This window comes from Kitasatospora sp. NPDC094016, assembly GCF_040304045.1.
Classification (GTDB): domain Bacteria; phylum Actinomycetota; class Actinomycetes; order Streptomycetales; family Streptomycetaceae; genus Kitasatospora.
Window position 1 is genome coordinate 176,037 of sequence record NZ_JBEOUK010000012.1, and the last position, 24,153, is coordinate 200,189.

19 protein-coding genes and 1 pseudogene are annotated in these 24,153 nt (G+C 71.1%); 14 read left to right on the plus strand and 6 right to left on the minus strand.

Features of this window, described 5'->3' with window-relative positions:
• Positions 1–45 precede the first annotated feature (45 nt).
• Positions 46–948: an alpha/beta hydrolase gene (locus tag ABT015_RS14685; RefSeq protein WP_350879342.1), complete on the minus strand. Its 903-nt coding sequence runs from the start codon at positions 946–948 to the stop codon at positions 46–48.
• A 42-nt stretch (positions 949–990) separates the two neighbouring features.
• On the opposite strand from ABT015_RS14685, the gene ABT015_RS14690 reads away from it, so the two are divergent.
• The gene (locus ABT015_RS14690) at positions 991–1,464 is read left to right on the plus strand and encodes a MarR family winged helix-turn-helix transcriptional regulator (protein ID WP_350879343.1); all 474 of its coding nucleotides are present in this window, start codon (positions 991–993) and stop codon (positions 1,462–1,464) included.
• 507 nt (positions 1,465–1,971) lie between these two features.
• Here ABT015_RS14690 and ABT015_RS14695 read toward each other — a convergent pair.
• Positions 1,972–2,493 carry an FAD-dependent monooxygenase gene (locus tag ABT015_RS14695; protein ID WP_350879344.1) on the minus strand — a complete coding sequence of 174 codons (522 nt, stop codon included), beginning with the start codon at positions 2,491–2,493 and terminating at the stop codon, positions 1,972–1,974.
• 63 nt (positions 2,494–2,556) lie between these two features.
• On the opposite strand from ABT015_RS14695, the gene ABT015_RS14700 reads away from it, so the two are divergent.
• The 10 genes from ABT015_RS14700 (at position 2,557) to ABT015_RS14745 (ending at position 15,809) form a co-directional block, all read left to right on the plus strand.
• Positions 2,557–3,150 carry a TetR/AcrR family transcriptional regulator gene (locus ABT015_RS14700; protein WP_502897317.1) on the plus strand — a complete coding sequence of 198 codons (594 nt, stop codon included), beginning with the start codon at positions 2,557–2,559 and terminating at the stop codon, positions 3,148–3,150.
• A 223-nt stretch (positions 3,151–3,373) separates the two neighbouring features.
• Positions 3,374–6,070, plus strand: a complete 2,697-nt coding sequence (locus tag ABT015_RS14705) for an aldehyde dehydrogenase family protein (RefSeq protein WP_350879346.1) — start codon at positions 3,374–3,376, stop codon at positions 6,068–6,070.
• A 14-nt stretch (positions 6,071–6,084) separates the two neighbouring features.
• Positions 6,085–7,773, plus strand: a complete 1,689-nt coding sequence (locus ABT015_RS14710; protein ID WP_350879347.1) for a thiamine pyrophosphate-binding protein — start codon at positions 6,085–6,087, stop codon at positions 7,771–7,773.
• Complete coding sequence (fabF, locus tag ABT015_RS14715; protein WP_350879348.1) at positions 7,770–9,047, plus strand: beta-ketoacyl-ACP synthase II; 1,278 nt, start codon at positions 7,770–7,772, stop codon at positions 9,045–9,047. Before ABT015_RS14710 ends, fabF begins: the two co-directional genes overlap by 4 nt.
• Positions 9,048–9,057: 10 nt before the next feature.
• Positions 9,058–11,025 (plus strand): condensation domain-containing protein, encoded by a 1,968-nt coding sequence (locus tag ABT015_RS14720; protein ID WP_350879350.1) that lies wholly within the window; start codon positions 9,058–9,060, stop codon positions 11,023–11,025.
• Positions 11,022–12,269 carry an aminotransferase class I/II-fold pyridoxal phosphate-dependent enzyme gene (locus ABT015_RS14725; RefSeq protein WP_350879351.1) on the plus strand — a complete coding sequence of 416 codons (1,248 nt, stop codon included), beginning with the start codon at positions 11,022–11,024 and terminating at the stop codon, positions 12,267–12,269. Before ABT015_RS14720 ends, ABT015_RS14725 begins: the two co-directional genes overlap by 4 nt.
• Before the next feature lie 89 nt (positions 12,270–12,358).
• A complete protein-coding gene (locus tag ABT015_RS14730) occupies positions 12,359–12,601 on the plus strand; it encodes an acyl carrier protein (protein WP_350879353.1) in 243 nt (80 codons plus the stop codon).
• Positions 12,602–12,653: 52 nt separating this feature from the next.
• Positions 12,654–13,415: an SDR family NAD(P)-dependent oxidoreductase gene (locus ABT015_RS14735; protein WP_350879354.1), complete on the plus strand. Its 762-nt coding sequence runs from the start codon at positions 12,654–12,656 to the stop codon at positions 13,413–13,415.
• Between the two features lie 116 nt (positions 13,416–13,531).
• On the plus strand, positions 13,532–14,788 hold the full coding sequence (locus ABT015_RS14740; protein WP_350879355.1) for an MFS transporter: 1,257 nt from the start codon (positions 13,532–13,534) through the stop codon (positions 14,786–14,788).
• A gap of 271 nt (positions 14,789–15,059) precedes the next feature.
• On the plus strand, positions 15,060–15,809 hold the full coding sequence (locus ABT015_RS14745; RefSeq protein WP_350879356.1) for a hypothetical protein: 750 nt from the start codon (positions 15,060–15,062) through the stop codon (positions 15,807–15,809).
• Positions 15,810–16,045: 236 nt separating this feature from the next.
• Here the strand turns inward: ABT015_RS14745 and ABT015_RS14750 are convergent, their stop codons facing one another.
• Positions 16,046–16,804: an SDR family NAD(P)-dependent oxidoreductase gene (locus tag ABT015_RS14750; RefSeq protein ID WP_350879358.1), complete on the minus strand. Its 759-nt coding sequence runs from the start codon at positions 16,802–16,804 to the stop codon at positions 16,046–16,048.
• 150 nt (positions 16,805–16,954) lie between these two features.
• Here ABT015_RS14750 and ABT015_RS14755 point away from each other — a divergent pair, with 150 nt between their 5' ends.
• Positions 16,955–17,608 (plus strand): TetR/AcrR family transcriptional regulator, encoded by a 654-nt coding sequence (locus ABT015_RS14755; RefSeq protein WP_350879359.1) that lies wholly within the window; start codon positions 16,955–16,957, stop codon positions 17,606–17,608.
• A 59-nt stretch (positions 17,609–17,667) separates the two neighbouring features.
• Here ABT015_RS14755 and ABT015_RS14760 read toward each other — a convergent pair whose 3' ends face one another.
• Positions 17,668–18,942, minus strand: coding sequence for a trypsin-like serine protease (locus tag ABT015_RS14760; RefSeq protein ID WP_350879361.1), 1,275 nt, complete (start codon positions 18,940–18,942; stop codon positions 17,668–17,670).
• Between the two features lie 141 nt (positions 18,943–19,083).
• On the minus strand, positions 19,084–20,202 hold the full coding sequence (locus ABT015_RS14765; protein ID WP_350879362.1) for an FAD-dependent oxidoreductase: 1,119 nt from the start codon (positions 20,200–20,202) through the stop codon (positions 19,084–19,086).
• Between the two features lie 53 nt (positions 20,203–20,255).
• Between ABT015_RS14765 and ABT015_RS14770 the strand changes: the two genes are divergently transcribed.
• Entirely contained in the window at positions 20,256–20,948 is a 693-nt protein-coding gene (locus tag ABT015_RS14770) for a TetR/AcrR family transcriptional regulator (protein ID WP_350879363.1), read from the plus strand.
• A 532-nt stretch (positions 20,949–21,480) separates the two neighbouring features.
• A pseudogene (locus ABT015_RS14775) lies at positions 21,481–21,585 on the plus strand (IS5/IS1182 family transposase); the annotation flags it as partial.
• Positions 21,586–21,665: 80 nt separating this feature from the next.
• Here ABT015_RS14775 and ABT015_RS14780 read toward each other — a convergent pair.
• Positions 21,666–23,327: an NlpC/P60 family protein gene (locus ABT015_RS14780; protein ID WP_350879364.1), complete on the minus strand. Its 1,662-nt coding sequence runs from the start codon at positions 23,325–23,327 to the stop codon at positions 21,666–21,668.
• Positions 23,328–24,153 lie beyond the last annotated feature (826 nt).

Below are 24,153 nucleotides of genomic sequence, written 5' to 3' on the forward strand. Positions count from 1 at the left end.
CGCGGCCTCCGGGTGATGCCCCGTCACACCGGTGCGGTCGGGACGTCAGGGGGTCGGGATGCGCTGGGTGAGGAAGAGGGCCGCGCGGTCGAGTGCGTGGTCGGCTTCGTCGAGGGTGCCGCCCGCGAAGGCCTGGAAGACGTGGGGGGCGTCGGCGGTGATGTCGAGGATCACGTCGACTCCGGCGTCGCGGGCGCGGGCGGCGAGGCGGGTGGAGTCGTCGAGGAGGATCTCGTTGGCGCCCACCTGGATGAGGAGCGGGGGGAAGCCGGTCAGGTCGGCGAAGAGGGCCGGGCTGAGGAGGGGCTGCTCGGGGTCCTGGCCGGCGAGGTACATGGCCCCGGTGTGCATCACGGCCTCGCGGGTGAAGATCGGGTCGATGCCCTCCTTGGTCGTCATGCTCTCCCCGCTCCGGGTGGCGTCCAGGCCCGGGGAGAAGGCCACGATCGCGGCGGGCAGCGGCAGGCCCGCGTCGCGGGCGGCGAGGGCGGTGGTGACCGCGTAACCGCCGCCGGCGGAGTCCCCGGCGAACGCGATGGCGGACGCGTCCAGGCCGCTGTCGAGGAGGGCGCGGTAGGCGCTCAGGTTGTCTTCCAGACCAGCCGGGAACGGGTGCTCGGGGGCCAGCCGGTAGTCCACCGAGTACGCGTCGAGCCCGGTCCTCGAGACGAGTTGCGCGGTCAGCGACAGTGCGGTCTCGGGAGAGCCGAAGACGAAGCCGCCGCCGTGGAAGTACAGGATCGTGCCCGGGCGCGCGCCGCTGTCCGGTGTGACGTGCAGGGCGGGCCGGCCGCCGAGCACAGCCTGAGTGGTGCGGACGTCGTCCGGCACGATCATCGTGTCCATCAGCGCCCTGAACCCGGCGCGCAGCTCCTCGACGGAGCGCTGGCCCTCCGGCCGGGGCCGGCGGAGCATCGCGTCGATCTTGGCGAGCTGTTCCTTGCTCATCTGCGTTCCTCCTGTGGAATGGCTTCCTCTACACTATATGCCATGGAATATACATCGGGCGGCGTCGCCGACCTCCAAGGATTCTTCGCGGATCTCGTCCGCTGCGAGACGCGCCTGTACAACGCGCTGAACGACCGCCTGCGCGAGCGCCACGGCATCGTGACCTCGCAGTTCGAGTTCCTGCGGTTCCTGCGCGAGCACCCGGGGGCCCGGGTGGCCGACCTCGCCGCGGAGTTCGCCATCGGAGCCGGCGCGACCAGCAAGGGCGTCGACCGCCTGGAGAAGCAGGGCTGGGTCGTCCGCCAGGCCAATCCGGCGGACCGCCGGTCCTCGCTCCTGGCCCTGACCGACGACGGTTCACAGCTCCTCGACGCTGCCGAGGCGACCTTCGCCGCGGGCCTGAGCGAGCTGGTCGAAGGCGCCCTCGACCAGTCCACGACGGCAGCCGCCGCCCAGGCTCTCCGCCGGCTGCGCTCCGCGCTCGAACGCGACCAGGTCGGCACCCCCACCGGCTGAAGGCGCGAGCCCGGTCGACCGCCCGCCTACGCGCGGCCCGGCGACACCGTGCCCCCTTGTCGTCACCTTCGGCGAAGGCCCTGTCGGGGTTGCCTCCGCGGCCGGCAAGGCGCAGGCTGGAGCTGTCCCCATGGAAGCCGCGTAGGGCGAGAGCCCCGCGGAGAGCAGGGAACTCGGGAGCGTCACCGCCCGTCCGGAGGAGTGGCCACGTCCCGAGCACACCCGGGTGAAACGAAACAAACCGTCCGGTCCGACTGCGCACGGACGGAGGCCCCCAGCGGGGTCGCTCTCGGAACAGCATCTCGCCGCGTCGTACGCGACGCTCCGTCCGGCCAGTGAGCACGGACGGCATCAACGAAAGCATTGCAGGCGTCAAGAACGAGAGTGCAAGTCGCAGGAGCAGTAGAGGCCCCCTCCTGGTAGAGGGGGCCGACGCCTGCGTCGGGCAGGTCTCGCCGCCGCTTCAGGCCCTCCCCGGTCGGCTTCGGTGCCCGTCCGGGGCAGGGCTCAGCTGTCCAGTGCGAGTGCGTTCTTGGCGTGCGCGACGGATTCCTCCGAGGCGGGTCCGCCGGGGTTCTCGGTGGCCAGGGCCTGGTTGAGGGTGACGAACGGGCGCATCCGCCGCTCGTAGCGGGCATACGCGGCACGGTGGTCGCCGGCGGCCCGGGCAAGGCAGTCGGCCAGCACGTGGGCGCCCACGAGAGCCAGGCTGGTGCCCTGCCCCGAGAGGGGGGAAGGGCAGTAGCCGGCGTCTCCGAGCAGGGCCACCCGGCCCCGCGACCACGAGTCCATGCGGATCTGGGCCATGGCGTCGCAGTAGAAGTCGGGGGCCTTCCGGGCGGCCTCGGCCAAACGGGCCCCTTCCCATCGCGTCGACGCGAGCTTGTCCACGACGAGCTGCCGGAGGGCGTCGCCGTCGCGGAGGGCGTGGGCGAGGGGGGCGGACTCGAAGCCGAAGGCGATCCTGAGCTCGGTGTTGTCGCGTACGGGCATGATGCCGAAACCCGCGTCGCCGTCCCGCAGCCACACCTGCCAGTCGTCCAGGGCGAGGAAGTTGTCCGCGCCGACGCCGAAGGCCTCTCGGCGCTCTCCATGCCCGGCGTCGCGGCCCGCCTCGGCGTCGCGGCGATGTCGACCTACCGGTACGTCCCGAGCAAGGAGGACCTCGTCCTGCGCATGGCCGACGCCGCGTTCGGCGAGAGGTCCTACCCCGCAGAAGCCCCCGAGGACTGGCGTACCCGCATCGAACTGGGCGCCCGGACCCTGTGGAGCCTGTACCGGCAGCACCCGTGGCTGGCCCAGCTCGGCTGCCTCACTCGCCCGCTGATCGTGCCCAATCTGATGGTCCACGGCGAATGGGTGCTGGGCGCCCTCGACGGCCACGGACTCGACCCCACGACGCTGTTCGACGTCCACGTCCTGCTCTACAGCCACGTCCAGGGCCTGGCGGTGCACCTGGAGATGGAGGCGCACGCCGAAGCCGCCACGGGCCAGTCGGAGGACCAGTGGATGGACAGCCGCGCCCCCGCCCTCCAGGAACTGGTGGCATCCGGCCGCTTCCCGGCCTTCACCAAGGTGGTCGGAGCCTTCGAGGACGGCTACGACCTGCGTCTCGACGCGCTCTTCGAATTCGGCCTCAAGACGCTCCTCGACGGCCTGACTTCCATCGTCGAAGGCCAGGGATGAGCCAGGGCCGGTCCGGAGCGAGGGCCGGGGTGGCGGGGCCACCCCCACCCTCAATAGCCATATGAAATTATTTATATTGAGGATATCCCACTCCTCATACGCCTCTTTCGTCACTGCACACCCAATCACCCTGCACAGGTAGCGGAATTTCGTCGAAGCACTCGACACCGTTCCGCAGTCATGGGACAGTCAATGTGAACCACCTGGTTTTGAGGAGCACAAGTTGCCCGTTTCCAGGAGACTGATCTCGCCCGACGGGCGCATCTGGGAGACCGACGAAATCGTGGCCCGCGCATTCGCCGCCACCGAATTTCTTGCACGCCGTGGCGTCGAACCCGGTTCACGGGTGATGATGAGCGGGGCCAATTCCCCGGAATGGGTCGTCACCCTGCTCGCGCTCATTCACCTCGACGCTTCGGTGGTCCTGGCCGATCATCGAGCCACCCCGTCGCAGCGATCGAAGATCCGCGGCCAGGCGCGCGTGGTGCTCGAAATCGGCGACGGTGCGGGCCGCACCGCGGCGGCGCGCCCCGCTTCGGACTCGGCGGCCGTGCCCGACGTCGCGAGCTGGGCACGGCGTCAGGACGCCGCGATCTCCTGGTCGTCGGGGACGACCGGCAGCCCCAAAGGCATCGTCCGCTCCGGCCGTTCGATTCTGGACAACCTCGCGCTCAGTGCGGAACGCATGGGGTACCGGCCTGACGACGTCTTCCTGCCGATCCTGCCGTACTCCCACCAGTACGGTCTGTCGCTGGTCCTCTGCTGGTGGCTGGGCGGCGGCACGCTCGTGGTCTACGGATCGACCACGCGCCTGGACCGTGCGCTCGTGGTCGGCCTGGACCACGGCCTCTCCATCGTCGACGGGGCCCCGTCGACCTACTACAGCCTGCTCAACCTGCTCGACCGTCGCCCCGCCCTCGTGAACGCGCTGGGGACGGTACGAGCCTGGTGCGTGGGCGGCGCGCCGCTGGGAAGCAGCCTGGCGGCCCGGTTCCACGCCCGCACGGGCCGGCACCTGCTCGACGGCTACGGAGCGACCGAGGCGGGAAACATCGCGCTGGCGCCCCCTGCCGATCCGGTCGGGTGCGGCACACCGCTGCCCGGTGTGGTCGTCGAAGTCCACGACGACCACGGCAGGCCGCTTCCCCCCGGCCGGCTCGGCGAACTCGTCGTCCGCAGTGACGGCCTGATGACCGGCCACCTCGGCGCCGACGGCGAGGTCGTTCCGGTGTCGAGCCCCGTTCACCGCACCGGCGACATCGGCCTGGTCGACGACGCCGGCCGCGTCTTCCCGGTCGGGCGCAAGCACGCCGCGCACCGTGACGGTCACACGCTCTATCCCGACCACCTCGCCAAGCTGGCCGAGTCGGCCGGCGCACAGACGGAGGTCGTCGCGCTCCCCGACGCGCGTCTGGGCTGCCGTCTGGTGTTCGTGATCGCGGACCCGGACGCTCACGAGCCCGCGCACTGGAAACGGCTGCTGCGCCCTGTGTTCGCCCGCTACGAGCAGCCCGATCAGATCGTCGTGCTTCCCTCGCTGCCCCTCACGAACACGGGAAAGCCCGACCGGGCCGTTCTGGAGAAGATCGCCATGAGCTCGCTGTCCGCATCGCCCAGGGCGACCGCCGACGTCACCGCGTCCGCTTCGACCGCCGACCCGACCGCCGGTACCACCGGTACCACCGGTACCACCGGTACCACCGGCTACCGCATCCCCTTCGCCGACCGCGTCGACGCGCTGCGCGCAGTGCGCCGGTATGTGGCCGACCACGAGGACGCGGTGAGGGGAATCCTCACCGAGATCTCGCCCCACCACACCACCGGCGCGGAGATCCGCTCGTTCCTCGCCACCCTGGACGGAGCGGAGGAGGAGATCCGTCGCGTCCGGCCCGGCTGCGTGCCTCGGGTCGCGGTCTTCATGCCCTCCAACATGCCGCTCCATTCCTACGCGCTCTACATGCTCACAGCATCCCTTTACAGCGAAAGAATCACCTTTCGGCCGTCCTCCGAGATCAAAAGCCAGATGCGGCGCTTGCACGACCTGCTGGCGCCGGTTCACGGCCTGCCCATCAGCCTTTCCGAACTCAGTCAGCGCAAGTTCGTGACGGGACCGGTACGCGAAGCGGACCTCATCGTCTTCACCGGCAATTACGCCAATGCCGAGACCGTCCGCGAGGGGCTGGCGGAAGACCAACTCCTCCTCTTCTTCGGTAACGGCATCAATCCCTTCGTGATCGCACCCGACGCCGACCTCACCCGCGCCGTGCACGACGTCACGAGGCTCCGGCTCTACAACTCGGGCCAGGACTGCTTCGGTCCCGACGTCGTGTTCACACCGAAGGGCCGCACCGAGGAATTCGTCGACCTGCTGTCCGCCGAACTGGCTTCGCTGCGTTTCGGGCAGAACGGCGACCCCGTCGCCGACTACGGTCCGATCTTCTACGACTCGGCGCTGGTGAACTGCTCGGGCTACCTGGTGCACCATGCGCGTCGCATCCGGCACGGCGGGCGCATCGACCTGCCGTCCCGCAAGATCGAGCCGACCGTGCTGCTCTGGGGCTTCGACGACAAGATCCCCCTCGAAGAGATGTTCGCTCCGGTGTTCAACGTCGTGGCCTACCCCAGCGCGAGGCTGCTGCGTGAACGGCTGTCGAACCCCTACTTCAGCGAACGCGCGCTGGGAGCGATGGTCTACGGGAACGATCCGCAGACGGTGGATGTCCTGGCCAAGCGTCACCAGACCTGTGTCGACCACACGCTGCTCGACGCCGAGGACGGCAACCGCCCGTTCGGCGGATTCGGGATGCGGGCGAACTACATCTCCTACGGCGGCGAGCGGCACGCCGAACCGCTGCTCATGTCGCAGGCCGTGGCGCAGACCCTCCCGGCGGCTGCCCCCGTCACGGCGAGCGGGGAGTGAGCCAGGTGAGCCAGGTGAGCAAGCGGTACGCCGACGCGTGGTCCGCGATCGTCGACCTGCTGGTGGCGAACGGCGTGGACACCTGCTTCGGATTGCCCGGCGACGATCTGGAGTTGCTGCGCGCCCTCGACGCCGCCGGCCTGGACCTCGTGCCGTGCCGTGACCAGCGCAACGCGATGTACATGGCGACCGGTTACGCACTGCAGTCGGGCCGGCTCGCCGTCTGCGCACTGGGCAAGGGCCCGGCTGTCACACACGCGGCCACGGGGCTGCTCGAGGCGCGGGAGTCCGGTGCGCCCGTCCTCGTGCTCGCCGCCGGCGTGCCCGAACGCCGCCGGGGCAGCGGCGGGTTCCAGGAACTCGACCAGGTCGCCGTGACAGCGCCGCTCGTGCGGTGGGCCCACCGGGTGGGGCATCCGGACCGGGTCGTCCCCGCGACGGTGACGGCGCTGACCCGAGCGGTGGGGCCGCCGTCCGGACCCGTGTACCTGGAAGTGCCCGATGACGTCCGGACGGCGGAGGTCCTCGTCACCGGAGCGTGGCCGACGCCGCCCGAACCGCTGGTCCTCGAATCCGTCCCCGTGACACCGGGACCGGCCCTGGCGGCGATCCGCGAGAGCCGGCGTCCGGTGGTGCTGGTGGGCGGCGGAATGCGGCACCGCAACGGCGGCGGTGTGGTCGAGCGTTTCGCCGAACGCCTCGGCGCGGCACTGTTCACCACCGCGTCCGGCCGGGGTGCCGTCGACGAGCACCACCCGCTGTTCTGCGGCCTGGCGGGCCTCTACGCCGCGGCCCCCGCCCGCGAACTGTGGTCGTCCTGCGACCTGGTGGTCTCGCTCGCCGGGCGGCTGGAGGAGACGGTCGCCGAAGGCGGAACACCGTGGCCCCCGGTCACGGTGGTGCAGGTCAACGTGGATCCGGGCGGCCTGTCGGCCGAGTTCCCGGGCCCGCGGGTGCTCGGGGACGCCCGGCACGCCGTGCTCGGTTGGTCGCGGGCGCTGGAGGAAGGCGGCGAGGCCGAGCGCGCGGCCGCGACCGAGGTGTGGGCGAACAGGATCGCCGTCGCCCGTAAGGCCATGTCGCTCGAGGTGGAGGAGGAGCTGGTCCGCGCGGCGACGCTGCCGGGGATCCGCATCGCCGAGCTGCTCGCCGCGCTCGATGCCACCGCCGGCGAGCGCCACGTGCTGGTCCAGGAGAACGGGCTGCAGGACATGTGGTCCTACGGCTTCCCCTTCCACATCGGTGGCGGGTCCGTCGTGCCGTCGGAGCAGACCCCCTTGGGCTTCGGAGCGGCCGCGGCCATCGGGGTCAAACGGGCCGCCCCGGACCACGAGGTCACCGCGTTCATCGGGGACGGAGCGTTCCTCGCGGCCCGCGCGGACATCGCCGTCACCGCTGCGGCCCACGGCGGCGTGCTGTACGTGGTGCTGTGCAACGGCGGCTACGGCTGGCTGGACGCCCAACGCGCCCGCCTCGGTCTCGACGCCGAACGGCACCCCTTCACCCGCCCGGGCGCGCCGCCGCCCGTGGTGGACGGGCCGGACATCCACTGTCGAGTGCTGCGCGACAAGGCCGCGCTGACCGAGGAGATCCTTGCCGCGCGGCGGTTCTGCTCCCGGGGAGGCACCGCCGTGCTCATGGTGCCCGTCGCACCCGACGACATCCTCCCCTGCATCCGCGACGCCGAGGTGGTTCCCCAGTGACGAACGCGGGAGAGCGGGGCGACGCCGGGCGCAGCCGGCGCCGGCGCCGGGTGGTGGTCACCGGGTACGGGGCGGTGACGCCGCTCGGCCACAGTGTCGGCGAGACATGGGCGGCGATGCTCGCCGGGCGCAGCGGCATCGCCACCGTGGACGCGATCGACGTGACCGGTCTCGGAGTCCGGATCGGCGGCCAGGTGCGCGGCTTCACACCCGGCCGCTACATGCCGCCGGCGGTCAGCCGCCGCGCCGACCCGTACGCGCAGTACGCCCTCGCCGCGGCGCTGGAGGCGTGCGAGCACGCCGGACTCGTCGTCGACGACCGCCTGGCGCCGCGGGTCGCCGTGGTCATCGGCAGCGGCTACGGCCCGGTCGGGTCGATCTACCGCGCCGCGAACATCCTGCGCGACAAGGGGCCGCGGGGCATCAGCCCGTTCACCCAGGTCACCACCGCCATGGACAGCGCCGCCTGCGAGATCAGCATGCGTCTCGGCACCCAGGGGCCCAGCCGGGCCCAGAGCACGGCGTGCGCCAGCGGCGCGGACGCGGTGGGCGCGGGGATGCGCATGATCGGCAACGGGGAGGCCGACGTCGTCCTGGTCGGCGGCGCCGACGCCTGCGTCACCGCCGTCGACCTCGCGGGCAGCGGCAACGCCCGCGCGCTGTCCAGGCGCAACGACGACCCGACCGCGGCGTGCCGGCCGTTCGACGCGCACCGCGACGGGTTCGTGATGAGCGAGGGAGCCGCCGTGCTGGTGCTGGAGGCCGCCGAGGTGGCCGACGGGCGAGGGGCGACGGCTCTGGCCGAACTCGCGGGTTACGGAGCGAGTTCCGACGCTCATCACTGGACCGCTCCGCACCCGCAGGGGCGGGGCGCGTGCCTCGCCGTCGAGGCGGCATTGCGCGACGCGGGGATCACGGGGGCGGACGTGGACTACGTCAACGCGCACGGCACCGGAACGCTGCTGAACGACGCCACCGAGACGGCCGTCCTGCGCACGGTGCTGGGTGATCGTGTCACCCGGATCCCGGTCAGCTCCACCAAGTCGATGACCGGGCACATGATCGGTGCCGCCGGAGCGGTCGAGCTCGTGGCGTCGATCCAGGTCCTGCGCACGGGTGACGTCCCGCCGACCGTCAACTGCGACGAGCCGATCGACCCCGACATCAACTTCGTGCCGCACCGGGCGCAGCACCACGAGCGGATGCGGATCGCGCTCAGCAACTCGTTCGGCTTCGGCGGCCACAATGCCGCTCTCGTGGTCCGAGCCGTGTGAGGGCCCGGCCGTGAACCGCCTCCCGGAGCCGACCCCGAGCGCCGCCGCCACCCGCAGCGGGCCGCTGACCTGGGTCCAGCAGTGGCACTGGTTCGAGCGCACCGTCCCCGCACGACGGCGGGTGAACCCGACGCCCCTCGCCGACCACTGCCACGTCCCGCCGCCGGCCACCGTCGCCGACGTCCACGTGGCACTCGCGGCCCTCACCGCCCGTCATGAGGCACTGCGCACCACGGTCGACCCGCTTCGCCCGGTCCAGCACGTGCACCGCGCGGACTGGGCCCCGCTGCCGGTCGACCACCTCGACGTCCGCACCGTCGATGCCGACACCCTGGAGGCCGCCACCGCGGCGCTGGCCGCCCGCCCGATCGATCCCGAGCGGAACCCGCCCTGGCGCGCCAGGGTGCTGCTGGAGGCAGGGAGGCCGCGTGCGGTCCTGCTGGCCGCCCATCACGTCGTGATCGACGGATGGGGGCTGGCGGTGCTGATCAACCAGTTGCACGACCGACTGCGCGGCGCCGGCGCACCGGCGGAGGCATCCCAGCACCCGCTCGACACGATCGCCGCCCAGGCGCCGGAACGCGCCAGCGCGGCGGAGCGCGAGTGGCTCACGCGGCTCGCGGGCAACCCGACCGGTGTGCTGGCCCCGTTCGGCGGGACCGACGACGGCGCTGGGCGCCACCGCCTCCAGCACCGCTCGGCGGGTACGTACGACGACCTCCACCGCGTCGCCCGGCGCCATCGGGTGAGCCCGGAGGTCGTCGTGCTCGCGGCGCTGGCCCACGACGTCGCCGCCCGCACCGGCGAACTCCGCTTCCTCGCGTCGGTGGTGGTCTCCAACCGGGCCCGGGCCGCTCTGCGGAACAGCGTCGGCGTCCGTGCCCTGACGGTTCCGGTCCAGATCGACCTCCGCCCGGGCGCGGCGTTCTGCGAGGTGGTCGCCTCGGTCGCCGCCGCCTCCGCCGCCGCCTACCGGCACGGTCAGTGGCGCCCCGCGGAACTGGTCGCCGCCCAGGCGCGCATGGACCGTCGCCGCGGTGTCGTGACCGTACCGACCATCGAGTACAACTGCTACTCGTGGCCGCGCGACTACCTGGTCCCCGGGTACCTGGTCCCCGCGCCCGACACTCCGCCGGGCGGGTCCACGACCTGGATCCGCAGCGCGCCCGACGAGCCCTGCGACACGCTGTACGTCGACCTCGGCCTCGACGCGGGGGTCGTCACCCTCGATGTCACCGTCGGGGACCACCTGCTCGACGCCGGGCAGGCCGTGGCGTTGCCCGTCCGGTTGTGCGCCTTCCTGCGCGCGCTCGCCGACGGTGCCGAGTGCCCGGTTCCGGCGCGCCCACGTGCACCGGCCACCGCCGGATGGTGGCGCGCCCCGCAGGGATGGGTGTGCCCGGCCAGGGTCGAAGAGGTGCTGCGCGGCCACCCCGGAGTGCTCGACGTGACGGTGGCGCCCAGCGGGGACGCCGCGGGGGAAGGCGAACCGCACCTCGTCGCACACGCCCGCACCGCCCCCGGTGTCACCCCCGACGAGTTGCACCGCCACGTCCTGGACCACCTCGACGAAGTGCCCGGCATCGCGGCCCCGGCCCGCTACGTCCTGTCCCCGGCCGGCCCCGGATCCGACCGGCCCTACACCCCCACCACCGGCGCGGGAACGCTGCGGATCCCGTCTCGCCCGCCCACGACGGACGCCGAACGGGCGCTGGCCGCCGCCGTGGCCGCTGTCGCACCCGGCGATCCGCCGGACGGTTCCCCCGACCGGCCTGACGCGGTGGACATGAACCGCTGCCTCGCCGACCACGGCGTCACCCTGGTCGCCGTCCCCCGCCTGCTGGCGCTGCTCCACCAGTTCGGCTTCACCGGGATCGCGTCGGACGAGCTGGCCGGAACGGCCTCGCTCGGCCACCTCGCCACCGCCCTGGAGCCCTCACCGCCCCGCGCCCATCGTGGAGGAGACACCTCGCCATGACCGCGTCCCGCACCGCCGGCCCGTCCGCGGACCGCCTGGCCCCGTGGGCCTTCGCCGCCTTCGTCGAGGCGAACACCCACGACACGGCGTACCGCCCGCCGGTGGTGGACGGTCCCGTCGGACCGACCATCGTCCGCAACGGCCGTGAGCTGGTGAACTTCGCCAGCATCAGCTTCCTCGATCTGGAGCGCCACGTCCCGGTACGGCGTCATTTCGCGGAGGGGGCGCTCGCCCACGGCCTGAGCACCAGCGGATCCAGGATGACCCAGGGAATCTGCCGCCCGCACCAGGTGCTGGAGGAGACGATCGCCCGTCACACCGGCAAGGAACGAGCCATCAGCTTCGCCACGGGGCTCCTGGCCAACATCGGGTTCGTCCACGCCATGAGCAGTTCCGCGCACTTCGACGCCGGGATCGAGGTGCGCAACCACGACACCGTGTTCGTCGTCGACCGCGACGTCCACTGGAGCATCTGGAAGGGCCTCCAGGGGCTCGGCTACGGCCGCAACGTCCACGCGTTCCGGCACAACGACGTCTCCGACCTGGCCCGCGTCCTGGAGCGGGTCCGCACCCGCAAGACCGTGGTGATCGCCGAGAGCATCTATTCGGCCGACGGCACCATGGGGCCGATCGTGGAGATCCTCGACGAGTGCGACCGGCACGGCGCCGTCAGCATGATCGACGATGCGAACGGCTTCATGGTCTACGGACCCGAGAACCGTCCCTACGCCCGGGAGGCGGCGGCGATCCGGGAGCGGGCCGACTTCGTCATGGTGTCGCTGTCGAAGGCCATCGGTCTGGAAGGCGGCGCGATCGCCGGGCCGGCGGCGGCCATCGACGCCTTCGAACTGCTTTCCGGCACCTCGATGTTCACGGCCGCCATCCAGCCGCCGACCGCTTACGCCGCCGACCGCACGATCGGCGTCCTCGCCGGCGATCCGGGGATCGTCGACGACTACCTGGCGCATGCCGCCCGCCTTCGCCGGCAGATGCACGAGGCCGGCACGGCGACGACGCCGACCGAGTCGTACATGCTCTCGGTGCCGATCGGAAGCGACGCCGCCGCCCTGCAGATGCGGGAGTGGTTCGTCGAGGACGGCTACCTCGTACCCGTCTTCTCCTACCCGGCCGTCTCACGCAACCAGGCGCTCCTGCGCCTGTTCCCGCACGCGGGCCACACCGAGGAGCAGATGGACGGCTTCCTGCACACCCTCCTCGCCTACCGACGACGCCTCGGGCTCTGACGTCCCCACCGACGCTCGCCGCACCGAGGCCCGCCCCACCGACCGATGAGCTACGCCGACCCCATCCCCATCCCCAGCGGAAGGAACCCGTGGTGGACAACACCGACATCCTCAACGCCATTGCCGAGATCGTCGAAGAGGTCCTCGGCATCGACTCCGCCGAGGTGAGCGCCGAGACGTCGTTCACCGACGACCTCGACGTCGACTCCCTGGCCATGATGGAGATCGCCGTGGCGGTCGAGGACAGGTTCGAGGTGAAGATCCCGGACGACCGGGTCACGGGGTTGAGGACCGTCGGCGACGCGGTGAACTACGTCGCCGAGCACCGGTGACCGCCGCCGGGACGACCCTTCCCCACCAGGCTCCCCAGGAGGTCGGGCAGCCATGAGCGTCCTCGATCGCTTCCGGCTCGACGGCCGCGTCGCCGTGGTCACCGGCGCCTCCTCCGGGCTGGGTGTCGCCTTCGCCACCGCGGTGGCGGAGGCCGGCGCCGACGTCGTCCTCGGGGCGCGGCGCACCGAGCGGTTGGAGACCGTGCGCGCGGCCGTCGAGAAGCTCGGCCGCCGGGCCGTCGCCGTACGCACCGACGTCGCCGAGCCGGAGGACTGCCGCAGGCTGGTCGACGCGGCTGTGCGGGCATTCGGGCGGGTGGACATTCTCGTCAACAACGCCGGGATCAGCAGTGAGCAACCCGCGGCGGAGGAGACTCCGGAGCAGTTCCGCGAGGTCATCGACATCAATCTCAACGGCTCCTACTGGATGGCCCAGGCCGCAGGCGCGGTGATGCTGCCCGGCAGTTCCATCGTCAACGTCTCGAGCATCCTCGCCCTGGTCACGGGCGGGCTGCCGCAGGCCGCCTACTCGGCGTCGAAGGCCGGGATCCTCGGGCTCACCCGCGATCTCGCCCAGCAGTGGACCCCCGGCAGGGGCATCCGCGTGAACGCCCTCGCGCCGGGCCTCTTCACCTCCGCGATGACCGACGGCTACGCCGAGGGCTACCTGGAGGCGATGATGCCGCGGGTGCTCTCAGGCCGCATCGGGCGGCCCGAGGAGCTCGCTGCGGCTCTGGTCTTCCTCGTCTCCGACGCGGCGTCCTACATCACCGGCACCACCCTGACGGTCGACGGGGGCACCCACATCGCATAGTGACATCCGGCGCCGGACCCGCCGGACCCGCCGGACCCGCCGGTGCCGCCGGTGCCGCCGGTGGGCCGCCGCCACGCCATGCCGACGCCCCGAACCCGAACCCCGGAGAGCCACCGATGACGACGGAGCCGACTGCCCGGTCCCTTCCGCGCGAACCGCTCGGCGATTCGCACCTGCGCCGCCTGATCGTGGGTCAAGGGCTGGCGGCCGTGGTCGATGCGCTGTTCATCGTCTGGCTCACGCTCTTCGTGCTCGACCTGTCGGAACCCGGAATCGCCACGGGATTGGTTCTCGTGGCCGTGGCGCTGCCGCGAGCGGTGCTCCTGCCTCCTGCAGGAGTACTGGTCGACCGCCTCGGTCCCACCCGTGTCGTGGCCGGTGCCGCCTGGCTCCGGGTCGCCGTCCTGCTCGCCCTCGGCGCCCTGGTCACCTTCACCTCACCGTCGTTGACGACGGTCGCGCTGCTCGGCGGGCTGCTCGGCGCCGCCGACGCCGCGTACTTCCCGGCGGCCCTGGCGTTGCTACCCGCCGTCGTGCCGACCGACAAGCTCTCCCGGGTCAACGGGCTGGTGCAGGGCGCGGAGTCGGGGGGCGATCTGGTCGGCCCGGCGGTGGCCGCCGGATGCATCGCCGCGGTCGGCTTCGCCGCGACGCTCGGTGGGATCGTGGCGATGGCCGCGTTGGCCGCCGTCGTCCTCAGCACGCTGATCCGCGTGGTACGACGTGGCGAAGGTGCCGGGGACGACGCCGGTCCGGCCGCCGTCGACGGCGAGCAGTTCAGCAGTGCGCGTGCCCTCGGCGTGGGCTTGAGGTACACCTGGCACGAACCACTGGTGCGCGGGATGCTGGCAGCCATCGCCCTGATCAACATCGCGGTCGTGGGCCCCGTGCTCGTGGGCGGCGCGGTGCTCGCCGATCAACGCCTCGGCGGCGCGGGATCCCTGGGCATCGTGCTCTCCGGTTTCGGTGCCGGCTCACTGGCCGGCTCCCTGACGGCCGGGTGGCGGCCGCCCGCCCGGCGCGGCCGGAGCGTGGTCGGCGGTGTCGCGGCGATCGGCGCAGGCATGGCCGGACTCGCCGCCGTCACCCAGGTCGTCGCCGCGACGGCGGTCGTCTCGCTCATCGGCCTCGGATCCGGGTTCCTCGGAGTGGTGGTCGTGGCCACTCTGCAGGAGCGGGTGCCCGAGCAACTGCTGGGCCGGGTGCTCAGCCTCGTCGTGCTGGCCACGGTGGCGTTCGACCCGTTCTCCTACGTGATCGCCGGCACCCTGCTCCCCTACGGCACGACGACGCTGTTCCTGGTCTGCGGCAGCGCCGTCCTGGCGTGCGCCGGCCTGGTCGCCACGAGCCCGGCGATCCGCTCCCTGCGCTGACCGTGTCGATCGCCGGTCGTCCGCCGATCACCGGGCCCGGCACCGGGCCCGGCCGAGGCCCCCGTCGGCGAAGATCTGCGCGCGGTCGCGGCACGTGGGTCGAGGCGGGACTCTTCGAGTGAAAAACCGGAGCAGGGCCGCCTGAGCGGCGCTTCGCCAACGATTGAACGGTATTCCGACCATATGTTTAACTCCGGCGCTCACAGCGGCGGTGCTCGTGCCCGGAGTGCATTCCCACGTGCCACAGACCACGAAGCCAAGAGGAACAGTCATGCGCTCCACCCGCCGCGCTCTCGCCGCTTCCATCGCGGCGGCCTCCGCCTCAGCCTTCGGCCTGGCCCTCCTCTTCACGGGCGGGACGTCCCAGAGCTCCGATGCCACGCAGGTCCGCACGGTCAACGCCCTCGGCACCTCGCAGAGCGAAGCCGAATCATCCTGGTCACCCTCCACCGATCCGGACTCGGACGACTTGGTGCCCCGTTGCTTCAGCTACGGCGGCCCCTACTGCGGCTGGGTGCGAGCCTACTGGGGCGGCTGCGACAGGGACTGGGGCCTGAGCTACGGCTTCAAGGACCCCGACGTGCTCTGCCCCCACGACCCCCGCCCGAGCCCCTCGGCCACGGCCAGCCCCTCCGCCGCGGCCAGCCCCTCCGCCACGCCGAGCCCCTCCGCCACGCCGAGCGCCTCGGCCACGCCCAGCCCGTCCGCCAAGCCCAGCCCCTCGGCCACGCCCAGCAGCGCTCGGCCACAGCCGGCCCCTCCGCCATACCCGAGCCACTCGGACGAGCTCAGCCCCTCCGCCACGCCCAACCACTCGGACGAGCTGAGCCCATCGGCCGCGCCGGCTGCCCCGGGCGTGCCCAGCCCGTCGGCCGTACCCAGCCGCTCGGACGAGCCCAGCCCCTCGGCCGTGCCCAGCCTCTCGGCCACGCCCGGTTCCCCGACCGCACCCAGCGCTCCGGGCGAGCTCAGCCCCTCGGCGGAGCCCAGCCCCTCCGCCGGAAGCAGCAGCTCCTTCTGATGGGCCCCGTCAGGCCGTAGGAGAGAGCCGGCGATTCGCCGACCTGATGACGGACCCGACGGCCTCGACGAGGGCGTGGTCCGCACCACCGAGAACAGCACCCGTGCGCCGTCTGCCTCCGCTGGGCCCTCAGCTGGGCCGGTTCGGACAAGACCAGCTCGGCGCGCTCGGTCTGGTCCTCAACGCCATCGCGCTCTGGACGACGCGCCACATCGACGCCGCCGTCGCCCGGTCGCTCAGAGGAGGGCCCCGCCGGAGACCTCGATGCGCTGGGCGGTCATCCAGCGCAGGCCCTCGGAGGCCAGCGCGGCGATGGCGTCGCCGATCTCCTCAGGTTCGCCGACGCGGCCGAGCGCGGTCTGCCCGGCCAGAACCTGGCGCATCTCGGCGTCGTCCCGCATCGCTCCACCGTTGAAGTCGGTGGCGGTCGGTCCCGGGGCGATGGAGTTGACCCGGATGCCGCGCGGGCCGAGTTCTGCGGCGAGGGTGCGGCTCAGGGCTTCGACGGCGGCCTTCGAGGCGGAGTAGACCGAGGTGGCCGGGCTGGTGTGGCGGGTCAGTGACGTCGAGACGTTGATGATGCGGCCACCCTGGGTCAGCAGCGGCACAAGTGACCGGATGAGGAAGAACGTGCCCCGGACGTTGGTGCCCATCACCGTGTCGAAGTCGTCGATCGTGACGTCCTCCAGCGGTCCGAAGATCCCCACTCCCGCGTTGTTGACCAGGATGTCGAGCCGCGAAGTACCCCAGCGCTCCAGCTGCTCGCTCAGTTCGGAGGTGAAGGACGCGAAAGAGGAGACGTCGCTGATGTCGAGCCGGAGAACAGCCGCAGTCCCACCCACCGCCTGTACCTGTTCCACCGTCTTCTCGACCCCGGCCGCATCACCGCGGTGGGTGACCAGGACCCGGACCCCGCGTCTGGCCAGAGCAATGGCGGCTCCACGTCCGAGGCCGCGATTAGCACCGGTCACCAAAGCGATCTTGTCGATCGTCATGAGCTGTTCCTCCACCGCGCGGCCACCGGAATTCGCCCGGGCGCCACAGATTTGAATGCGAGTCACTCGACTCGCCTTGCTCTCGTACCGTAGGCAGGATCGTCGAGGCGAGTCAAGTGACTCGCCTCGCGTCTGCGGCATACTGTCCACATGGCAGCAGAGCTCTCCGCACACCACCGCAGACTCGCTCAGCAGAAACGCGAGGCGATCACCACCGCAGCCACAGAACTGTTCTTGGATCGCGGCTACGACGGCACCTCACTGGCCCGGATCGCCGAAGCGGCCGGGGTCTCGAAGTCCACCCTGTTCAAGCGGTTCCCCACCAAGGCGGCCCTCTTCGAGGCCATCGTCACCGAGTCCTGGCAGCGTGACGCCGGCGACGCCGCCGCGCGGCCACAGACCGGAGATCTGCGCTCCGGACTGACAACCATCGGCCACCGCTATGCCGACCTGGTCGGCCAGCCCGGCATGACAGCCCTGTTCCGGATCGTCATCGCCGAACTGCCCCGCCTCCCCGAACTGGGACGGATGCAGTTCCAGCTCGGCAAACTGCCCTACTTCACGTCCGTTCAGCACTACTTGGCATCCGAGCACGAGGCGGGCAACGCCGATGTCCCGGACGCGGCGAGCGCCGCGAACCAGTTCCTCGGCATGATCGCCAACTACGTTCTGTGGCCCCGCATGCTGCTGACCGACTGGAACCCCTCAGCCGCCGACATCCACGACGCCGTCGAACAGGCCGTCCAGACCATGCTCGCCAGATACACCCCGACCCGCCGGCCTGACCCGAAGCCGGAACGCTGACACTGGCGCGCAATGGTCGACATCCGCGACGCCTCCACTCGGCGGCGCATGTCGGTGGTTCACAACGCCGAGAACCCGAACCTGGACACCACCCGGTCGAGTGGCGTGTAGTAACCGGTCGAGAAGCATGTCGTCGTGGACGAGGTGCCGTTGCACGGGATCTTCGTGTCGGTGTTCCCGGCGATGATGACGCCGACCGGCGCCATCGAGTCGCCCTGCGGGTTGGCCACGGCGGGCCCGCCGCTGTCACCCTGGGCAACAGCAATGCCTGCGCTGCGGGACTTCACCTCGGTCGCGTCGGTGCGCCCCGCCGGCGAGTGGACTCCGACGCGGGTGACCTCCAACTCGCAGTGAAACCCGGACGTGGCGCCGCTGAAACAGGCGGACTGGCCCGGGTCCAGGCGCGCCGGGCCGTACAGCGGGCGGGAGTCGCCGCTGTTCCACTCGCTGCTGTAGAAGCGGGCCGCGGTGCTGGTGTCGGTGGTGATGACGGCAACATCGAGGCCGCCGTCGGACGCGGTGACCTCGCCGACGACGCGTTGCCCGGTGTAGACGTTCCCGCTGGTCTGGCAGTGGGCGGCGGTGAGCAGGACGCGCTTGCCGTTGACCCAGCCCGGTACGCCGGTGGAGCAGCGGCTGTTGTCGCTCAGTCTGAGGTCGGCCCCGGCGTACCAGGGCGGGGCGTCGCCGGTGCGGCTGCCCTGCGTGGGAGTTTCGGGGGAGCCGATCTGCGGGTGGACGGGGATGCCGGCGATCTGCTCGGCCCGGGTCTCGTAGTCGCGCGTCGGCGCGTCGGCCGGCGCGATGCGCCTGGTGGTCTTCGGCTGGTACGAGAGCACGAGGCCGCTGCCGTCGTTGGCCGGGGAGATCGAGGACCACTCCGCCTTGTCGTTGCCGACGGCGGTGATGAACCTGCTGATGGCCTGGTCCATCTCGGAGAGTGAGTAGGCGGCCGTCCGGTAGTGGACGTCGTAGTCGGGACTGACCGGGCCGGCGGGGTCGTGGCGCATCGCCTCGCGGGTACGCGTGCGCCAGTCGTCGACGGCCTTGGTGATCCTGGCGGGAACGGCTCCCTTCCAGTAGAGGTCGAGGCAGTGCTCGTCGCCGTGGAACACGATCGAGGCGAAGCTGCTGCCGTCGACCTGTCCAGTGTCGATCAGCCGGTGGATCTCGTCCGCGACGGGCCGCAGGTGCTTCTCGTGGTACTCGCGGCTCAGCAGGATCGTCGGAGCCATACGGGTTTCGTCGGCGGTGTCCTGGGTCCGTGCGACGGCGACGGACGCGGCGCCCAGGACCAGGACCGCTGCCGCGTAAAGGAGTTTCGATCCGCGCATGGAGACACCATAGAGTGACCATCACCCTCACGCAGAGTTATCAGATCGTATGCGTGCCGCATTTCGGCGAGGAAAGCCGGTCCGGGGCCGGGCAGCCAGATCGTACGTTTACTGCGGTGCTGGTGCTCTCGCGCTTGGCGGTCAGGATGGCTGGACTTGGTCGAAGTGGGCGAGGGCTTCGGCGGGGTTCGGGCTCACGAGGCGTTCCAGACCGGCCGTGGTGATCTTCGCCCACCTGCCGGCCCGTGCCCACATCCGCTCCTCGAAGGCGCGGACGGCCTCGTCCGGATCTCCAGGGCCGGTGGCGATGGACTCGGCGAGTTCGGCGCCTTCCAGCATCGCGAGGTTCGCGCCCGCCCCCAACGGGGGCATCAGATGGGCGGCGTCGCCCAGTAGCGTCACCCCGGGGACGTGGGTCCAGGTGTGGGACACGGGCAGGACGTAGAAGGGGCGGTGGACGAAAGCGGTGCCGTGACGGAGGAGGTCGAGGACGGGAGCGGCCCAGCCGTCGAACAGGGCCAGCAGGCTCGATCGCACGGCCTCGTCGTCGGCCAGGTCCGGATTCGCGTGCCAGTCCAGCGGTGCGCGGAACTTGGCGTACACCTTGACGTGGCCGCCGCTGTTGCGCTGGGCGACGAGGGAGCGGTTCACGCCGTACACCGCCACGGAACCGTCGCCGACCAGCCGGGCAAGGTCGGGGTGGCGGGTGTCGACGTCGTCGAGGGAGGTCTCGACCGAGGTGACGCCGGTGTAGTGCGGTGTCACCGACGAGACAGCCGGGCGGACCCGGGACCAGGCACCGTCCGCGCCGACCACGAGGTCGAACGCCTCCTGCCGCCCGTCCGCGAAATGGACCAGTACACCATCCCGGGTCCCCGGCACGACCTGCTTCACGCCCTGCCCCCACCGGACGTCGACAGAGCCGAGCAGCAGGTCACGCAGTTGCCTGCGGTCGATCTCGGGATTGGCCCGGTCATCCGGACCGGGCCGCCAGTCGCGCAGGACGGTCCCGTCCGCATCCAGGATGCGCATGGCCTGCCCCTCGGGGCGAGACAGCGCCTCGAACTCCGCCAGCAGCCCCGCCTTGTCCAGCGCGAGCCGGCCCAGCCCTTCGTGCAGGTCGAGCGTGCCACCCGGAGGCCGGGCGTCGGGGGCGGGATCGCGTTCCAGGACGGCGACGGGGTAGCCATGGCGGTGCAGGACACGGGCGAAGGTAAGGCCGCCGGGGCCGCCCCCGACGACAGCGATACGATGCCTCATGTCGATACACTGTATTTCCCCAACGCGATGCATCGCAAGAGAACGGTGTGACCATGACTGTGTGGGACCGGCCGGAGCCGCCGGCTCGCCCCGTGCCGCTCGACCGGGAGCGGATCGTCTCCGCCGCCATCGCGCTGGCCGACGAGGGCGGGCTGGAGGCGGTGTCGTTGCGCAAGGTCGCCGCCCGGCTGGACGCCGGCCCGATGCGGTTGTACGGCTACATCTCCACCAAGCAGGAGCTGTTCGACCTCATGGTGGACGAGGTCCAGGCCGAGATTCTCCCCGAGGAGCAGCCCGGCGACTGGCGGGACGCACTGTGCATCCTCGCCCACCGCACCAGGCAGGCCGCTCTGCGTCACGAATGGCTGGCCGACCTGCTCGGCGGCCGCCCGACCCTGGGCCCGAACGGCCTCGCCGTGACCGAGGCCAAGCTGGCCGCCCTCGACGGCCTCGCCGACGTCGACACCGTCATGCGCGCTGTGGAGACTGTCAGCGCCTACGTCACCGGCGCGATCAGGCGCGAGATCGCGAACCTGCGGGCCGAGCGCGCCACGGGCCTGTCCAAGCGCGACTGGCAGCGCGCCTCCGGCCCGCATGTGACGAGGATGTTGGCCACGGGCCGCTTCCCGGCGCTGACCAAGGCCGTGCACGATGGAACGGACGTGGACGCCGAGGCATCCTTCGCGACCGGCCTGGAATGGGTCCTCGACGCCGTGGCCGCCAAACTCACCCGGCCGCCGACGTGACGTGCCCACTCCCCGAGCGGGTGGTCCCGGCCCTCGTCGACGACGGCAACCCAGTGGGGAACGACCGGCAGCTCTGGTCGAATTCGCGGCTCTGGCCGCAGTTGCGTGAATGATCTTCGAGACGCTGTCCGACCCGTCGAGTGGTCTCCCGATGCGACTGGGACCGAGCCGACGAATCCTCAGGTCGAGGCCGACCGCGGGCGCATCGCACTGTGGCTGGACCCGGCCGATCTGGCCTGGCTGGCCTGGCATTGCGGCTGCGGAATCGATGCAACCGAGGAGGAGAAGGACCGCTGCGGTCGACTCCGCTTCCGCGCGAGTGCCGCGCTGCACAAGCACGGCCACTCTGGCTGACAGCCGGTCAACCGAAGATCATTCACGAAACCGCGGCCAGACCGAGTCTGCCGCGTCCGCTGACACACGGTCTTCCTCTCGTGGCGGGGCAGGACGAGCCGACGGGGTCCTGGTCGGCAAGAACCGGCCCAGGCCGGACCAGGACAAGCCAACGGCGCGCCGGCCTTCGAGCGTCCGCCGACCGCGGACCCGGCCCGATGTCGTACTCGCCGACCGGGCCTACTCCTCCCGCGCCATCCGCCTGCACCTGAGCCGGCGAGGCATTCTCGCGGTCGCCCCGCAACCGTGCCGCCACCAGTGGCTGCAGGTTCTGCGCTCGCCCGTAAGAGCCCGGGCCGTTTCACTGCCGGTCCGGTTGGTGGGTCAGCTGGCGGGGGTGCCGACGATGGTGGTGAGATCGACGGTCGCCCAACTCCCGTTCGGCTGGAGGGCGGTGAGGTTGATGTGGCCGCCGTCGGTCGAGCCGCGGGAGTAGACGGCGAGGGTGCCGTCGGGATCGGTGGTGGCGCTGACGGCGCCGTCCGTCACCGGGGTGCCGACCTTGTCGGTGAGGTCGGTGGTCGCCCACTTGTCGGCGGTGTCCTTGTAGGTGATCTGCAAGTGGCCGTTGGCGGCGTTGGCACTGACCACGCCGGTGACACCGTTCTTCATGGTGAAGGCGCTGGGCGAGCCACCCGCCGAGACCGGGGTGCCGACGACGTTGGTGAGATCGACCGTCGCCCACTGGCCGCTCGCATACCTGGCGGTCCCCTGGAGATGACCGTCGACACTGCGGGAGTAGATCATGAGGGTGCCCTCGGAGTCGGTCGTGGCGCTGAGGGCGCCGCCGGTGGCAGGTGTGCCGGCCAGGTTGGCGAGGTCGGTGGTGGCCCACTGGCCGGCGGTGTCCTTGTAGGTGATCTGCAAGTGGCCGTTGGCGGCATTCGCGCTGGCCACACCGACGGTCCCGTTCTTCTGGGTGAACGTCGCGGGCGCCCCACCCGCCGAGACCGGGGTACCGACGACGTTCGTCAGGTCGACGGTCGCCCAACTCCCGTTCGGCTGAAGAGCGGTGAGACTCAGATGCCCACCATCGGTCGAACCACGGGAGTAGATCGCGAGAGTGCCGTCGGGATCGGTCGTGGCACGGACCGCACCCCCGGTGACCGGCGTGCCGACCTGGTTGGTGAGGTCGCTGGTCGCCCACTTGTCGTTGGCATCGCGATACGTGATCTGCAGGTGCCCGTTGGCCGCGTTGGCACTGGCCACACCGGTGACACCGCTCTTCATCGCGAAGGCACTCGGCGCCCCACCCGCCGAAATCGGGGTGCCCACGACATTGGTGAGGTCGACGGTCGCCCACTTGCCGGCCGGATACCTGGCAGTGCCCTGAAGATGACCGTCGACGCTACGGGTGAAGGTGTAGGCCGTGTCGTCGGCCCCGCTCACCGAGCTGCCGTCACCGACCGCCGGCACCCACGCCGAACCCGGCGCCGGGTCGTTGACGACGTTCTTGTAGCGCAGCGCCTTGTAGTCGCCGTTCGGGTGCGAGTCGAGGGTCGCGGCGTTGATCGAGACCCCGGTCCGGTGCTTCACCGGTGTGCTGCCGAAGGAGTAGTACGAGAAGGTGGTGTGGGCGGCGTCGTCCCACTTCTCGAAGAGGATGACGTGGTCGTAGTACGAGTTCAGGATGTCGCCCGGCATCAGGTCGCTGCGGCTGATCTGGTAGGTGAAGCTGTCCGCGAGGCCCTGCGTGTTGGCGCTGGTGCCGAGGTGCCAGGCCATCGAGACGTAGCCCGAGCAGTCCGTGCGGTAGCCGCGGCCGGAGGAGTCCGGGTAGGAGCCGCCCTGGTCGTAGTTGATGTTCTTGCCGTACCAGAACTGGGCGCGGGCGAGGATCTCCGAGCGGGTGATCTGGCCGCCGACCGAGGAGGTCGTCGCCGCGTACGAACTCCCGGCGGTGACGGCCGTGACGACCACGGCACCGGAGGCGGCGACGGCGGCGGCGAGCGTGACGCGCAGCAACTTGGAGGCGTTCGAAGGCATGACGGTGCTCCAGCGGGGAGAGAGGGGTGGGATCGGCCGTGCGTGGTGCTCGGCACACACCGGGCCGCGACGGCTGCCCTCCAGGAGCGGCGGTCGGTGACACCTGGTCCGGTGTGCTGCCCCGGGCAGGTGCTCCCTGGCGGCGGTCACCAGTCTCACCACAGGTCAGGAGCCTCGAAAGGCCCTTGGGCAGGCCGGAACCGGCCAGGCCCGTTCCGGCCCGCCCGGATGTTCCGGCGCTCTCCTTCGCCGGACTCCGATCCGCGGCAACGGCCCCACCTCGCCAGCGACAGCGGCCAGAACCCCGCCCGGCCCCGACGACAGGTCCTGCGCCGCCGGCGCCAACACCCGGGACGCTTCCGGATGCCGAAGGGGCGACGGCTACGGCCTGATTGATTTAGTCGGGTCATATGGGTGCCACTGTTTCGGCGGCAGTCGAAGCCAGCCATGGGCCGTTCGTGGCGGGGATGTACTTGTCTTCAGCGCGTGAGCTTCGGTAAGAACGAGAGCCGTTTTCGGTGGGATTGAGCGCCACTGATCGGGTGACGCTCCCGGTCGGGCGGAGTGTTCGGTGAAGTCATCGGACCGGCGTGGATAGTCTTTGGGGTACGGGTCCTCGTGCCGCCTCCCTGACAAGACGCGGTAGGTGGGCCCGTTTGCTCTTCATCTGGTGGTATCACCGGCTGGGCTGTGGTCCCGCCCCCGGACACTGCGGCCCCCGCGCGGGCAGGGGCGGTTTCTAGGGGTCGTTGCAACACGTGGTCGGTTTGATCAGGCCGCGATGAGTTTATGCAGGCGCTCGGCTGGGGTTTCCCAGCCGAGCGTT